The organism is Microbacterium altimontanum (genome assembly GCF_058349865.2).
In genome coordinates this window covers 225,127-238,889 of the sequence record NZ_JBYRJB020000004.1, presented here as the reverse complement: position 1 = coordinate 238,889, position 13,763 = coordinate 225,127, and the positions used below count along the sequence as shown (strand labels likewise).

Below are 13,763 nucleotides of genomic sequence, written 5' to 3'. Positions count from 1 at the left end.
GGGAGCCGCTCCGGGTGGACAGGACCGGGCGGCGCAGGGCATCGTTTCCCGCATGACCCCGACGATGCTCGTGCTGCGCGCACTCAAGCTCGGCGACCTGCTCGTCGCGGTGCCGGCGCTGCGGGGCCTGCGGCGAGCGTTCCCCGACCACCGCATCGTGCTCGCGACGACGGGCTGGCTCGCGCCCGCCGTCGACCTCGTCGGCGCGGTCGACGAGATGCTGCCCGTCCCCGGCCTCGACGCGCCGATCCCCCTCGCGCCCGGCTCGGTCGACGTGGCGGTGAACCTCCACGGCTCGGGTGCGCGCAGCCGGCGGCTTGTCGGCGACCTGCGCGCGCCGCTCACGATCGCGCATCGCATTCCGGCCGTGCCGGGCGACCCGCGGGAACCGGTGTGGCGCGACGATCTGCACGAGCGGGAGCGCTGGGTGCGCCTCGTCGGTGCGTTCGGCGTCGATGCCGATCCTGGCGAGCTCGCCCTCGATCCGCCGCGCGCGGCACCCGCGCTCCCGTCCCCGACCGTCGTCCATGTGGGTGCCGCGTACGGCTCGCGGTGCTGGCCGGAGGAGCGGTTCGCGGCGATCACCGCCGCCCTCTCCGCCGCGGGGCACGATGTGCTCGTCACCGGCGGCGAAGCCGACCGTGCGCGCGCGGTGGCGGTCGCCGAACGCGCGGGGCTCGACCGGTCGGCCGTCGCCGCGGGCCGGATGGATCTGGATGTGTTCATCGCGACGATCGCCGCGGCCCGGCTCGTCGTCTCCGCCGACACCGGGGCCGCTCATGTCGCGTCCGCGTACGGTCGCCCGTCGGTGGTGCTGTTCGGCCCTGCGCCGGTCGCCGAATGGGGACCGCCGCCCGGTCCGCACATCGCGCTGACCGACGAATCGGTGCGGCGCGGCGACGCCTTCGCCCCCGACCCCGATCCGGCGCTCCTCGCCGTGACCCCGGCCGACGTGCTCGAGGCGATCGACCGGCTCGACGTGTGAGGTCATGCGCCGATCGCCAGCCGCAGCCGTTCCAGCGTGCGGCGCAGGAGCCGCGACACGTGCATCTGGGAGACCCCCATCCGCTCGGCGATGCTCTGCTGCGACAGGTCTTCGAAGAAGCGCAGATACACGATCATCCGCTCGCGCGCCGGAAGGGTGCGCAGGGCCGCCCACAACATCACGCGCTGCTCGTACACGCTGATTCCGGCGCGCTCGTCGGGAAGCGCGTCGGCGAGCGTCGTCGACGCATCCGTGTGCACCGGGGCGTCGAGCGACACGGCGCGCAGCGACCCGTCGCAGGCCACGGCGGCGGAGACCGCCTCCGGCGACTCGTCGAGCGCGCGCGCCACGTCGGCGCGCGAGGGGGTGCGCTGCAGTTCCTGGGCGAGACGGGGCATTGCACGCAGGATCCGGCGATTGAGGTCCTGCTCGGCACGCGGGGGGCGCACTGACCAGCCGTGATCGCGGAGGTAGCGTTTCAGTTCGCCCTCGATCGTCGGTGCGGCGTACGCGGCGAATCCGGCTCCGCGGCCCTCTCGGTAGCGGCGTGCGGCCTTGATGAGGCCGAGGTAGGCCACCTGCACGAGGTCTTCGTCGCGCCCCGCGTCGTGGCGCCCGAACCGGCGGGCGATCGACTGGGCGAGCGCGAGATTCCCGATCACGAGCTGGGTCGTGCGGTCCGCGATGTCAGCTGTCATTTCGGCCTCCCTTTCGTGCGCCATGCTCAGCGGGAGAAGCGCTTCTGTGGAGGGGCTTGAAGAAGCAGGAGAAGCGGAGTACTGCTCCCCCTGCCGTCACGCGGTCGTGCGACGCTGCGGAGCGCCCTGCGCGGGCGCCAGGATGACGTCGGGTGCGTCGATGCGCCGGTCGTCGAGCGTCGTGGGCGACTCCAGGTGCACGGCGCCGCTGGGAAGGATGCCGGCGCCGCCGAAGCGCTCCATGACGCGCCACTGGGCGACGACGTCCTCCCCGACGTGGGACGCCGGCAGCCGGGTCCAGAAGTCGAAACCGCCCACGGCGGTCAGGGCGGACCGGCGGAACATCACGCACCCGCCGACCCAGGCGACGCGGTACGGCAGCCACCCGGTCTCGGGGAACTCCACATGGCGGGCGATGTGCGTGAGGTTCGCGGCGTTGTGCAGTCGCCAGCGATCGTGCTCGGGGGTGTCGCGGCGCACCCGCTCCGGCGAGACGGCGCCGTTCCAGACGGCGAACGGCTCCTGCTCGTCGGGCCGCTCCTCGCCCAGGAACGACAGCCCCTGCACCGCCATCCCCACGAACCCGCAGCCGAGCTCGTGCAGGGCCGTGTGCATCGTCTGCAGGGCGCCGGGCTCGAGCCACACATCGTCGTCGAGGTACAGCACCGCGTCGGCGTGGGAGCGGTGCAGCAGGAAGGCGCGCTGCTCCGCCATTCCGCGCCGCCGTCGGCGGATGAGCTCGACGGGGCGGCCCTGCGCCGCGAGCACGCGGGCCATCGCCTGCACCGCGGGCGATCCGAGCGGCTCCTCGTCATCCGATTGATCGCTCACGACGACACGGAACGCGGGGTCGTCCTGAGCGGCGAGACCGGCGAGGGTGACGGCGAGCTCGGCGGGTCGCCCGGCGGTGGGGATGAGCACGTCGAGGGCCGGGTCCGGGCCAGCAGGGCGTGCCGCGGAGACGGGGTGCGCCCAGTCACGGGCACGACGGCGGGAAGTCATCGTCGCAGGTTCAGCCGAGGCCCCGCCGCCCTGCCACCGGGTTGACACGCCGCAGACGGCGAGAGATCGTCGAACCGAGCCCTGTCACCCGAGCCGGAGCGTCATTCCGCGCAGCGTGTACCCCGAGACGAGGTCATTCCACCCCAGCACCGGCGGGGTCGCGATCACCGGGTCGCGCCGGAGCAGGTCGCTCAGCAGCGCATCCGTCTCCCCGATGGCGAGGGAGCGTCCCGGGCACTTGTGCGCGCCGTCGCTGAACGTGAGCCCGGCTGCGTCGACTCCGGGCGGCATCGCCCTGCCCGGCCGGATGCCGAGCGGATCATCGCCGACGGCGTCGTGGTCGGCGTTCGTCTGCCGCACGCACACGTCGACGAGGTCGCCGCTGTGCAGCACCCAGGACTGCTCACGATCGGTGATCGTGAACTCGTCCTGCACGCGCCGGTAGAGATGACCGACGACGGGCTCGAGCCGGATGAGCTCCTCCAGGATCGCGAAGCGCTCGTCCCGACCGGCGATGCGGTACCGGTCGGCAAGGCGCGGATCGTCGAGAAGATGCCAGCACGCCATCGCGATGAACTCCCGGGTGGTGACCATGCCGGCGGTGCCCTACGTCACGCACTCGACGAGGATGTCGGCGGGTCCGTACCCTTCGGCGAGCAGATGGCTGACGACGTTCGGCCCGGGATTCCGCCGCAGCGCGCGGATCGCGTGCGACCCGGCCGTGATGAGCGACCGGGCGACCGCTGACGCACTCGTCGCCGAGATGCGGCGGCGCCTGTCGGAGGTGTATCCGGAGACGACGGATGCGCACGCCCTCCACCGGGAGATCCTGGTGCGCGACGACTGCGGACTCGTCACGCCGGCGCCGTGGTCACAGCGGCCGGGCGTCGACACGCCGTGGCCGCAGCTGGTCCTGGCGGGCGATGCCGTGCGCTGCGAACTGCCGGTCGCGCTCATGGAGCGCGCCGCGACGACGGGGTTCCTTGCCGCCAACCGACTGCTGGAGCGGTGGGGAGCCCGGGGGCACGACGTCTGGACCGCACCGATGGGCGGACTTCTCGCGGGCCGTGCTGCGCGCCGCCGGACGGCCACGCATCCGCCGTCCATTCCCTCAACAGCATGATGGGGCTGAGCGCAAGGGGGTGCGCCGCATGCCCCGGCACCGATAGCGTCTCAGCATCACGTCGAACGCCGGACCCGCCGGCGTCAGAAGAGGAGAAGCACATGAACATCCTTCTGATCATCCTCGCGGTGATCGCCATCGTCCTGCTCTTCGTCGGCGGCTTCGTCGCCGCGGTGAAATGGCTCCTGTGGATCGGGATCATCCTGCTCGTGATCGCGATCATCGCCTGGCTCCTGCGCACCATCACCGGTCGCCGGAACACGTGACCACGAGCGGCCGCGAGCGCGTGCGATGACGACGACGGCGACAGACGCGAGCCTGCGTCGCTATCGTCACTGCGCACGCGCCGCGGCCGCCCGCGTGATCGACGGCTACTCCACGTCGTTCGGCCTCGCCACGCGGCTGTTCGACGCACGCACACGCGGCCACATCCGGAACATCTACGGCCTGGTGCGAGTGGCGGACGAGATCGTCGACGGCGCCGCCGCGCAGGCCGGCGTCGACCGGTCGGGACAGCGCGAGATCCTCGACGACCTGGAGCGCGACACCGCCCGCGCCCTCGCCGGAGGGTACAGCGCGAATCTCGTGGTCCAGGCGTTCGCCGACACGGCTCGCGAAGCGCGGCTCGACGCGGCGCTCACCGCACCGTTCTTCGCCTCGATGCGCCGTGACCTCGATCCTGCCCCGTTCACGCGCGCCGAGGTCGAGACGTACATCTACGGCTCCGCCGAGGTCGTCGGCCTCATGTGCCTGCAGGCGTTCCTCCTCGGGGTCGACTGCTCCCCCGCGCGCCGGGAGCGCCTTCAGGCGGGCGCCCGCCGGCTCGGCGCCGCGTTCCAGAAGGTGAACTTCGTCCGCGACCTGGCGACGGATTGGCGCCTGCTGGGACGCAACTACTTCCCTGCGATCGACCCCGATGCGCTCACCGACGCCCAGAAGAACGGCCTGCTCGACGACATCGACGACGACCTCCGCGCGGCGCGGAGCGCGATCGATGAGCTGCCCCTCGGCTGCCGCGGCGCCGTCGTCGCCGCGCACGACCTGTTCCAGGCCCTCAGCGCGCGCCTGCGCGCCGTGCCCGCCGCACACATCCTGACGACCCGGGTCAGCGTTCCGCCCGCGGTCAAGGCGGCGCTGTTCGCCCGCGCAGAGCTCGCCGGCCTGCGCGGCGCCGTCCACCGCAACGGGAACCACGGATGAGCCGCGCCGTCGTGATCGGCGCGGGAATCGCCGGTCTCGCCACGGCAGCCCTCCTCGCCCGCGAGGGCCACGACGTCACCGTGCTGGAGGGGCGGCCCGAGATCGGAGGCCGCGCCGGCGTGTGGCAGCGCGACGGCTTCCGCTTCGACACCGGGCCGTCGTGGTACCTCATGCCGGAGGTGTTCGAGCACTTCTTCCGCCTGATGGGCACGACGACCGCGGAGCAGTTCCGGCTGGAGCGGCTCGACCCCGGCTACCGCGTGTTCTTCGAGGGGCAGGATCGCCCCGTCGACGTACCGGCCGGCCGCGCGGCCGCCCTCGCCCTCTTCGAAGGCATCGAGCCGGGAGCGGGCGCGCGCCTGGCCGCCTACCTCGACTCGGCCGCCGACGCCTACCGCGTGGCGCTCGACACGTTCCTCTACACGACCTTCGCCGCTCCGCACCGGCTGGTGAGCAGCGGCGTGCTGCGGCGAGCCGGACGGCTGACGCGGATGCTGCGTGAGCCGCTCAGCGCCGCCATCGCGCGCTCGTTCACCGACCCGCGCCTGCGGCGCATCCTCGGCTATCCGGCGGTGTTCCTCGGGTCCTCACCGAATGCCGCTCCCGCGATCTATCACCTGATGAGCCATCTCGACCTCGACGAGGGCGTCTGGTATCCCGAGGGCGGCATCGCCCGCGTCATCGATGCCGTCGCGGAGCTTGCAGTCGCCCACGGCGCGCGCATCCGCACCGGCACGAGGGCCGTCGCGATCGAGACGACCGGGCATCGTGCGCACGTGACCGGCGTGCGTTTCGTCGACGCATCCGGTGCCACCGGCGCACTTCCCGCCGACGTCGTCGTCTCGGCCGCCGACCTCCACCACACCGAGACCGCGCTCGTGCCGCCTCGCCTGCGCACGTACCCGGAGCGGTGGTGGTCGCGGCGCTCTCCGGGGCCCGGAGCCGTTCTCGTGTACCTCGGGGTGCGCGGCGGGATCCCGCAGCTCGCCCACCACACGCTGCTGTTCGCCGAGGAGTGGGATGCCGGCTTCACCGCGATCTTCGACGAGCCGACATCGGTCCCGGAGACTCCGTCGCTGTACGCCTGCCGCACGAGTGCCACGGATCCGGGCGTCGCGCCCGACGGCGCGGAGAACCTCTTCCTCCTCGTGCCGGTGCCGGCCGATCCCGGCCTCGGAGGCGGCGGCGAGGACCGCACCGGGAGCCCCGGGGTGGAGGCCGTCGCCGACACCGCCATCGCGCAGCTGGCGCAGTGGGCGGGCATCCCGGACCTCCCCGAACGGATCGTCGCGCGGCGCACCGTCGGCCCTGCCGACTTCGCGGCCGACCTGAACAGCTGGCGCGGCGGGGCGCTCGGCCCCGGCCACACGCTGCGCCAGAGCGCCTTCCTCCGGGCGGGGAATGCGTCGTCGCGCATCCGCGGCCTCTTCTACGCCGGCGGCAGCACGATCCCCGGCATCGGGCTGCCGATGTGCCTCATCAGCGCCGAGCTCGTGATCAAGCGGCTGCGCCGCGACACCTCGACCCGTCCCCTCAAGGAGCCCCTGTGACCACCACGCCCATCCGCCCCTCCGATCGGGTCCGCCAGGTCGTCGTCATCGTGTGCGTCGTCGCGGCGATCATCGTCGCGGCGATCGGCTCGGGTGCCTTCGGCGGCACGCCGATCCAGGATGCGGCGGGCGGTGCGCTGTCGGCGCACGCGACCCGCATCGCCCCGGCCGGCCCGGCGTTCGCGGTCTGGTCGGTGATCTACCTCGGTCTTGCCGCGTATGCGGTGCGCCAGCTGCTGCCGTCGCAGGCGGCGAACGATCGCGAGCGGCAGCTCGGCTACGCCGTTGCGGTGTCGCTCCTGCTGAACGCCCTGTGGATCATCGTCGTGCAGGCCGGCTGGATCTGGGTGAGCGTGGTGGTCATCATCTTCCTGCTCCTGGTGCTGGGGTACGCCTTCACCGTGTGCCTGCGATCGTCGGGCGGCGGATGGGCCGAGGCGCTCCTCGTCGACGGCGTCGTCGGCCTGTATCTCGGGTGGGTGTGCGTCGCGACGGCCGCGAACATCACGGCCGCGCTCGTCGCGTCGGGGTTCGACGGCTGGGGGCTGTCGGCGGATGGATGGGCCGTGGGCGTGCTCGCGGTGACGGGCCTCGTCGGAGTGGCACTCGCGGTGCGCGGAGGCGGACGGGTCGCGCCGGCACTGTCGCTGTGCTGGGGGCTCGTGTGGGTCTCCGTCGCGCGCCTGGGCGGCGAGCCGCACTCGGTGCCCGCCGCGGTCGCGGCGCTCGTCGCGGCGGCGGCGGTCGCCGCGACGACGGTGATCTGCCGTCTGGCGGCCGCGAAGAGCAACGTCGCATGATCCGTCGCGACGCGCTGTCGTGGGTGCAGCTCGGCGTCGGAGCCCTGGGCGCTGCCGTCGTGCTGTGGGTGTGCGTCACAGCGTGGGGCGGCGTCGTGCACGCCCACCCGGCGTACCCGATCGTCCTCGCCGCGACGCTCGTCGTGTCGGTGGCCGGCGGCGTGTGGGCGCTGCGGCGGCGGAGGCGACGACGGCGGGTCGTGCGCATCGTCCTCCTCGTCGTGGCCGTGCTGTGCCTCGCCGCCGTCGCGTGGCTGCGGCCGCACCCGGCGGGACCGACGGCGGTGGCCGCCATGGACACCGACACCCGGGTCACGGTCATCGAGACGCCGACGCGGATCGTCTTGACGCCGACGGTCGGTGCAGCGTCGACAGGAGTCTTCTTCCAGCCGGGCGCCCTCGTCGACGCGCGCGCGTACGCCGCCGTGCTGCGACCGATCGCCGAGGCAGGCTATCCGGTGGTGATCGCGAAGCAGCCGCTCGGCATCGCGTTCCTCGCCCTCGGCGCACTCGGCGACGCGGAGCGGGCGCTCCGCGACGTCCGGGCCTGGATCACGGCGGGCCACTCGCTCGGCGGAACCGTCGCCGCCATGCAGGCTTCCACGGGTCAGGGCGAGACACCGCCGGCGGCGGGTCTGCTCCTGTACGCGTCCTACCCGGCGACAGACCTGAGCGAGAGCCTCGACGTTCCCGTGCTGTCGATCTCGGGCACCAGAGACGGGCTCTCGACGCCGGCGAAGATCGCCGCATCGAAGCGGAATCTTCCCGCGGACGCGCAGTTCGTCGTGATGGACGGGGCATCGCACGCGCAGTTCGGCGACTACGGGGCGCAGGGCGGCGATGGCGTCCCCACGATCCCGGCCCACCTCGCGCGGGAACAGATCGCCAGCGCGAGCGTGGCGTTCGTCGAGCGGGTCGCCGCCGGCTGAGGCATCGCTGCGGGACGACCGGATCGCCGCGGCCTGAGCGGGAAAGGAAAAAGCCCCGAGGTGGAGCTCGGGGCTTTCGCTCCCCCACTTGGACTCGAACCAAGAACCTGCCGGTTAACAGCCGGCTGCTCTGCCAATTGAGCTATGGAGGAATGTGCTCCGCGTCCCCGCGGGCAACCACACCATCGTAGCAAACTTCCCGGCGCGCTCAGGACGCGACGATCCTCCGATCGGCCTCGGCGCCCGGGGTCCACAGCATCTCGTCCATCGACGGGCCAGAGGCCACCACATGGCCGGCACGCAGGACGAGGACCTCGGCGTCCAGCGCCGCGATCCCCTCCCGGTCGTTGCCGACCAGCAGCGTCGACATGGCGTCCTCGTCGCGCCGCCGGCGCACGGCGTCGACGACGGCGTCGCGCGCCTGCAGGTCGAGATTCGCGAACAGATCGTCGGCGATCAGCACCGTCGGTCCGAGCATGAGCGCCCGTGCGATCGCGACGCGCTGCCGCATCCCCGCGCTGAGTTCGTAGGGGTACTTCACGCTGGTTCCGAGCGGCAGCTTCAGCTCGTCGAGCAGCGACGCGACGCGGATCGCCAGCGCCCGCTTGTTCACCCGGCGGTCGCGACTCGTCACCGGAGACGCGATGACCTCCTCGACGGTGAGGCGCGCGGGAAGGCGGGTGTTCGCCCCCTGCGGCAGATGGCCGGCATAGAACGTCAGCGCCCGGCGAGCCCGCCCCGCGCTCCGCACCGGAATCCCGTCGACCCAGGCCTCGCCGCCGACCACCGCCAGTCCCGGCTCGGCCGCACCGGCCAGCACCGCGGCGAGCGTCGATTTCCCCGACCCGGTCGGGCCGAGGACGCCGAGCGTGCCGCCGTGCGCGAGTTCGAGGTCGACGCCGTCGATGACCCGATCGGCCGACGTCTGCCGCGCAGCCGAGCGTGCAATCGACAGGTCGGAGCAGCGGATGGCGACATCGGCGTCGCGTCGGCGAGGCATCCCCCCATCCTGCCGGGTGCGCTCGGGCGCCGCCACTACGAGTCCGCGAGCAGGCGCTGCCGCTCGGCGTCGAGGTTCCGCAGCTCCACGCGGACCGCGCGGCCCTCCTCCGAGTCGGCCGACACGCGCTGGATGTCGCCGAGCAGCCCGCGCTTGCGTTCGTCGAGCGAGCGCATCACGAGCCGGCGGGCGAGATCCTGCGTCGACAGCGCGGCGTGCTCGTCGTCCCGGGCGGGGAACTCCCCCGTGAGCAGCTCGGCGGCGAGCCCCCGGTACGGCTCGCGCACCGCCGAGACGGCGTCGACGGCCCAGCCGTGCCGTGACACATCCGAGACCGCGGCGACGCTCTGCCGCACGGCGTCGAGAGCGGGATGCCGCAGGGGGAGCCGCACCGCACGCTGCAGCAGCTCGGGGTCGATGCGGTGCCCGAACTGCAGGAACCCCATCAGCGCGTCGCGCTCGAGTGCGACCTCGCCGGTCCGCGGCAGCGACGCCAGGGTGACCCGCAGCTCCGGAGCGCCCTCGGTCGCAGACGTCGTGCGCACGTCCGGTCCCCGGCGCTCCCCCGCGGGCGCGCCGCCGTTCTCGGCCCTCTGTCCGGCATTCTGGCCCGCCTTCTCCTCCGCGCGTCCGGCCCGCTCCACCTCGCGGTGCACCTCGCCGGGGTCCATTCCGAGCCGTCGCGCGAGCACGCGCTCGTACTCGCGCCGGACGATCGGGTCGCGCAGCTCGGCGACGATCGGCGACGCCGAGCGCAGCCCGCCGATGCGTCCCTCGACGGTGTGCAGGTCGTACCCCGACAGCCGCTGGTCGATGACGAACTCGAACATGGGCGCCTTCGTGTCCATGAGCGAACGCACGGCGGCGTCGCCGCGCTGCAGGCGGAGGTCGCACGGGTCGAGACCGGTCGGCCCCACGGCGACGAAGCTCTGCGCCTTCACGCCGCGGGTCGAGGCGAAGGCGCGCACGGCGGCCTTCTGCCCGGCGGCGTCGGGATCGAACGTGAAGACGACCTCGGCGGCGGCGTCGTCGCCGATGACACGGCGGAGGATGCCCATGTGGTCGGCGCCGAACGCCGTGCCGCAGGTCGCGACGGCGGTCGTCACCCCCGCGAGGTGGCACGCCATGACGTCGGTGTACCCCTCCACCACCACGACCCGTCGGGGCTCGCCGCGCGCGATGTCGCGCTTGGCGAGATCGAGCCCGTACAGCACCTGCGTCTTGCGGTACAGCGGGGTCTCGGGCGTATTGAGGTACTTCGGCCCGTTGTCGTCGTCGAACAGCCGCCGCGCCCCGAAGCCGAGCGTCTGCCCGGCGATGTCGCGGATGGGCCAGATCACCCGCCCCCGGAACCTGTCGTACACGCCCCGCTGACCCTGCGAGACGAGCCCTGCGGTCGTGAGCTCGTCCCGGGTGAAGCCCTGCGCGGTGAGCGCGTCGAGCAGCCCCGACCACCCCTTCGGCGCGTACCCGACGCCGAAGTGCGCCGCAGCCCCCGCGTCGAAGCCCCGCTCCCCGAGGAACCGCCGGCCCGGCTCGGCCTCGGGCGACATCAGCCGCTCCCGGAACCACTCCGCCGCCGCGGCGTTCGCCGCATACAGGCGCGACCGTCCCGAGGTCTCCGGTGCCGCGCCGCCCTCTTCGTAGTGCAGCGTGTAGCCGATGCGTGCCGCGAGGCGCTCCACCGCCTCGGTGAAGGACAGGTGATCCATCTGGCGCAGGAACGTGTACACGTCGCCCGACTCGCCGCAGCCGAAGCAGTGGTAGAAGCCCACCTGCGGCCGCACGTTGAAGCTCGGGCTCTTCTCGTCGTGGAAGGGGCACAGGCCCTTCATCGAGCCGACACCCGCGGACTTCAGCGCGACCCGCTCGCCGATCACGTCGGCGATGTTGACGCGCGACTTGACCTCGTCGATGTCGGCCTGGGCGATCCGTCCGGGCATCAGTCCACCGCCGCCATGTCGTGGGCGGCCGGCACCCACACGCCGAGCGACGACGCGTCGACCGGCCCGACGAGCCGCGCGTGCCACGCGAGGGCCAGCTGGTCGGTGAGGCTCGCGACCTGGTCGACGATCACGCGTCGGCGTGCCGCATCCGTCACCGCCGCGGCGAAGTCGCCGCGGAACATCGGATCGAGCTGCTCGGGCTGCGCCCACAGGGCGTCGGCGAGGCGCTTGAGAATGCGGCGCTGTTCCTTGTAGAGCGCCTTGCGCCCCTCGATCGAGACGACGAAGGCTCCGATGACGCCCTTGAGCACCGCCATCTCGACCTCGATGACCCGCGGCACCACGACATGCGCGTGGTACCGGGTGAGCACCGGCGTGGCGTACGCCTCGCGGGTGGCGGCCGTCGCGGCGCGGGCGAAGCGGCCGATGAGGTCGCTCGTGAGGTTCTTGAGCCCCGCGAGGGCGGCACGCGACCCGTCGAAGGAGGGAAGCCACTGGTCGAGGGCGGTGAGCCGGTACAGCGCGTCCTCGAGCTCGTCGCGATGGAAGTCGTAGCCGACCCACGACTGGATGGCGTCGAGCAGTCCCGCGTGCTCGCCGGGGGCGCGCAGGCGCGCCGGGTCGAGGTAGCCGTTGACGATGGCGTCCTCGAAGTCATGCACCGAGTAGGCGATGTCGTCGGAGAGGTCCATGACCTCCGCCTCGATGCACCGCACCCGGCCGGGCGCGTCGGCGCGCATCCAGTGGAAGATGTCCTCGTCGTCGGCGTACACGCCGAACTTCAGCCGGCCGCCGGCATCCGGCAGCGGGCGGTCGGCCGTCCAGGGGTACTTGCACGTGGCGTCGAGACTCGCACGGGTGAGGTTGAGTCCGTAGCTCGTGCCATCGGGGCCGATCACCTTCGGCTCGAGGCGCGTCACGATGCGCAGCGTCTGCGCGTTCCCCTCGAACCCGCCGAAGCCCGCGGCCCAGTCGTTGAGCGCGCGTTCGCCGTTGTGCCCGAACGGCGGATGCCCGAGGTCGTGGTTGAGGCAGGCGGTGTCGACGACGTCGGGCGACAGCCGCAGCGCCGTGGCGAGCTCACGGCCGACCTGCGCGACCTCGAGGGAATGCGTGAGCCGGTTGCGCGCGAAGTCGGCCGGAGACGCGGGCGAGAGCACCTGGGTCTTCGCCGCGAGACGGCGAAGCGCCGCCGAGTGCAGCACGCGGGCCCTGTCGCGCGCGAAGTCGTCGCGCTGCGAGCGGTGCCGCTCCCCGTGGAATCGTGCGGCGTCGGCGTCGTCGTATCCGCTCGGCCGGCCCGGGGAGACGCCGACGGCGGAGGCGCTCTCAGCCGCCACTCGTATCGGCCTCCGACTCCGAGAGGCTTCGTGCGTGCGCGCCGATCTCGCGGGAGTCGAGCCACCCCTCGGGCAGCACCGTGCGCTTCGGCGTGCCGGCGCGGCCGCGCTGCCCCTCCGCCGCGGCACCGGGGTACGGCGCGTCGAGGTCGAGCTCGGCGAGCAGATCGTCGATCTCGGCGAGACTCGACGCGGTCGCCAGGCGCGCCCGCAGATCGCCGCCGACGGGATAGCCCTTGAAGTACCACGCGACGTGCTTGCGGATGTCGCGGCAGCCGCGATCCTCGTCCTCGAAGAACTCGACGAGCAGCTCGGCGTGCCGGCGGAAGGCGCGGGCCACGAAGGCGAGGGTCGCATCGACCGGCTCACCGGTCGCAGCACCCGCTCCGCCGAGGGCGCGCGCCAGGTCGCCGAACAGCCAGGGGCGGCCGAGGCATCCGCGCCCGACGACGACTCCGTCGCAGCCGGTCTCGTCGATCATGCGCTGCGCGTCGTCGGCCGACCAGATGTCGCCGTTGCCGAGCACCGGGACGCTCGTGACGGTCTCCTTCAGGGTCGCGATGGCCGACCAGTCGGCGTGACCGGAGTAGTACTGACTCGCGGTGCGTGCATGCAGCGCGATCGCGGAGACCCCGGCGTCCTCCGCGATGCGCGCGGCCTCGAGGTACGTCAGGTGGTCGTCGTCGATGCCCTTGCGCATCTTGACGGTCACCGGGATCGGCCCGGCGGCCCGCACCGCCGCCGTGACGATGTCGTGGAACAGATCCAGCTTCCACGGCAGCGCCGACCCGCCGCCCTTGCGCGTCACCTTGGGGACGGGGCATCCGAAGTTCATGTCGATGTGGTCGGCGCGGTCCTCGTCGACGAGGAGCTTCACCGCATCGGAGACCGTGTGCGGGTCGACGCCGTACAGCTGGATGGAGCGCAGCGATTCGGACTCGTGGTGGGTGATGAGCCGCATCGTCGTCGCATTGCGCTCGACGAGGGCACGTGTCGTGATCATCTCGCTCACGTAGAGGCCGGCGCCGTACTCGCGGCACAGGCGGCGGAACGCCGTGTTCGTGATGCCCGCCATCGGTGCGAGCACGACGGGAGCGTCGAGTGCGATGGGCCCGATGCGCAGGGTGCGGGCGGGGGCTGTCGTGGCGGTCACCTCCCCATTCTCCCAGAACCGGCGCGCCCCGCGCTCG

At 72.7% G+C, this 13,763-nt stretch carries 14 protein-coding genes and 1 tRNA gene; 7 read left to right on the top strand and 8 right to left on the bottom strand.

All coding sequences use genetic code 11. From position 1 onward, the window contains the following. The first annotated feature begins 52 nt into the window (after nucleotides 1-52). Nucleotides 53-985, top strand: a complete 933-nt coding sequence (locus AC3RX1_RS08440) for a glycosyltransferase family 9 protein (RefSeq protein WP_491500784.1) — start codon at nucleotides 53-55, stop codon at nucleotides 983-985. Between the two features lie 2 nt (nucleotides 986-987). On the opposite strand, the gene AC3RX1_RS08435 is transcribed toward AC3RX1_RS08440, so the two are convergent. The 3 genes from AC3RX1_RS08435 to AC3RX1_RS08425 all read right to left on the bottom strand — a co-directional run bounded on the left by AC3RX1_RS08435 (nucleotide 988) and on the right by AC3RX1_RS08425 (nucleotide 3,279). Beyond that, the gene (locus AC3RX1_RS08435; protein WP_491500783.1) at nucleotides 988-1,683 is read right to left on the bottom strand and encodes a sigma-70 family RNA polymerase sigma factor; all 696 of its coding nucleotides are present in this window, start codon (nucleotides 1,681-1,683) and stop codon (nucleotides 988-990) included. A 96-nt stretch (nucleotides 1,684-1,779) separates the two neighbouring features. After that, nucleotides 1,780-2,685, bottom strand: a complete 906-nt coding sequence (locus tag AC3RX1_RS08430) for a glycosyltransferase family 2 protein (RefSeq protein ID WP_491500782.1) — start codon at nucleotides 2,683-2,685, stop codon at nucleotides 1,780-1,782. 84 nt (nucleotides 2,686-2,769) lie between these two features. Further along, nucleotides 2,770-3,279: a cytochrome P450 gene (locus AC3RX1_RS08425; protein ID WP_491500781.1), complete on the bottom strand. Its 510-nt coding sequence runs from the start codon at nucleotides 3,277-3,279 to the stop codon at nucleotides 2,770-2,772. Here AC3RX1_RS08425 and AC3RX1_RS08420 point away from each other — a divergent pair. The 6 genes from AC3RX1_RS08420 (at nucleotide 3,269) to AC3RX1_RS08395 (ending at nucleotide 8,287) form a co-directional block, all read left to right on the top strand. Next, nucleotides 3,269-3,808, top strand: coding sequence for an FAD-dependent oxidoreductase (locus AC3RX1_RS08420; protein ID WP_491500780.1), 540 nt, complete (start codon nucleotides 3,269-3,271; stop codon nucleotides 3,806-3,808). The two genes, AC3RX1_RS08425 and AC3RX1_RS08420, sit on opposite strands and share 11 nt — an antisense overlap. Nucleotides 3,809-3,909: 101 nt before the next feature. Continuing rightward, complete coding sequence (locus AC3RX1_RS08415) at nucleotides 3,910-4,074, top strand: hypothetical protein (RefSeq protein WP_491500779.1); 165 nt, start codon at nucleotides 3,910-3,912, stop codon at nucleotides 4,072-4,074. Between the two features lie 25 nt (nucleotides 4,075-4,099). After that, on the top strand, nucleotides 4,100-5,008 hold the full coding sequence (locus tag AC3RX1_RS08410) for a phytoene/squalene synthase family protein (protein WP_491500778.1): 909 nt from the start codon (nucleotides 4,100-4,102) through the stop codon (nucleotides 5,006-5,008). Beyond that, nucleotides 5,005-6,558 (top strand): phytoene desaturase family protein, encoded by a 1,554-nt coding sequence (crtI, locus tag AC3RX1_RS08405; RefSeq protein ID WP_491500777.1) that lies wholly within the window; start codon nucleotides 5,005-5,007, stop codon nucleotides 6,556-6,558. Before AC3RX1_RS08410 ends, crtI begins: the two co-directional genes overlap by 4 nt. Continuing rightward, entirely contained in the window at nucleotides 6,555-7,358 is an 804-nt protein-coding gene (locus tag AC3RX1_RS08400) for a TspO-related membrane protein (protein WP_491500776.1), read from the top strand. The genes crtI and AC3RX1_RS08400 overlap by 4 nt, the downstream gene beginning before the upstream one ends. After that, complete coding sequence (locus tag AC3RX1_RS08395; protein WP_491500775.1) at nucleotides 7,355-8,287, top strand: alpha/beta hydrolase; 933 nt, start codon at nucleotides 7,355-7,357, stop codon at nucleotides 8,285-8,287. Before AC3RX1_RS08400 ends, AC3RX1_RS08395 begins: the two co-directional genes overlap by 4 nt. 79 nt (nucleotides 8,288-8,366) lie before the next feature. Here the strand turns inward: AC3RX1_RS08395 and AC3RX1_RS08390 are convergent. From AC3RX1_RS08390 to dusB, 5 genes are all read right to left on the bottom strand, one after another. Beyond that, nucleotides 8,367-8,439: transfer RNA gene (locus AC3RX1_RS08390), tRNA-Asn, on the bottom strand. Nucleotides 8,440-8,495: 56 nt separating this feature from the next. Further along, nucleotides 8,496-9,287 carry an ATP-binding cassette domain-containing protein gene (locus tag AC3RX1_RS08385; protein ID WP_491500774.1) on the bottom strand — a complete coding sequence of 264 codons (792 nt, stop codon included), beginning with the start codon at nucleotides 9,285-9,287 and terminating at the stop codon, nucleotides 8,496-8,498. Nucleotides 9,288-9,322: 35 nt separating this feature from the next. After that, entirely contained in the window at nucleotides 9,323-11,230 is a 1,908-nt protein-coding gene (gene dnaG, locus AC3RX1_RS08380; protein ID WP_491500773.1) for a DNA primase, read from the bottom strand. Continuing rightward, nucleotides 11,230-12,573 carry a deoxyguanosinetriphosphate triphosphohydrolase gene (locus AC3RX1_RS08375; protein ID WP_491500772.1) on the bottom strand — a complete coding sequence of 448 codons (1,344 nt, stop codon included), beginning with the start codon at nucleotides 12,571-12,573 and terminating at the stop codon, nucleotides 11,230-11,232. The genes dnaG and AC3RX1_RS08375 overlap by 1 nt, the downstream gene beginning before the upstream one ends. Further along, entirely contained in the window at nucleotides 12,563-13,726 is a 1,164-nt protein-coding gene (dusB, locus tag AC3RX1_RS08370; protein WP_491500771.1) for a tRNA dihydrouridine synthase DusB, read from the bottom strand. Before dusB ends, AC3RX1_RS08375 begins: the two co-directional genes overlap by 11 nt. Nucleotides 13,727-13,763: the final 37 nt, after the last annotated feature.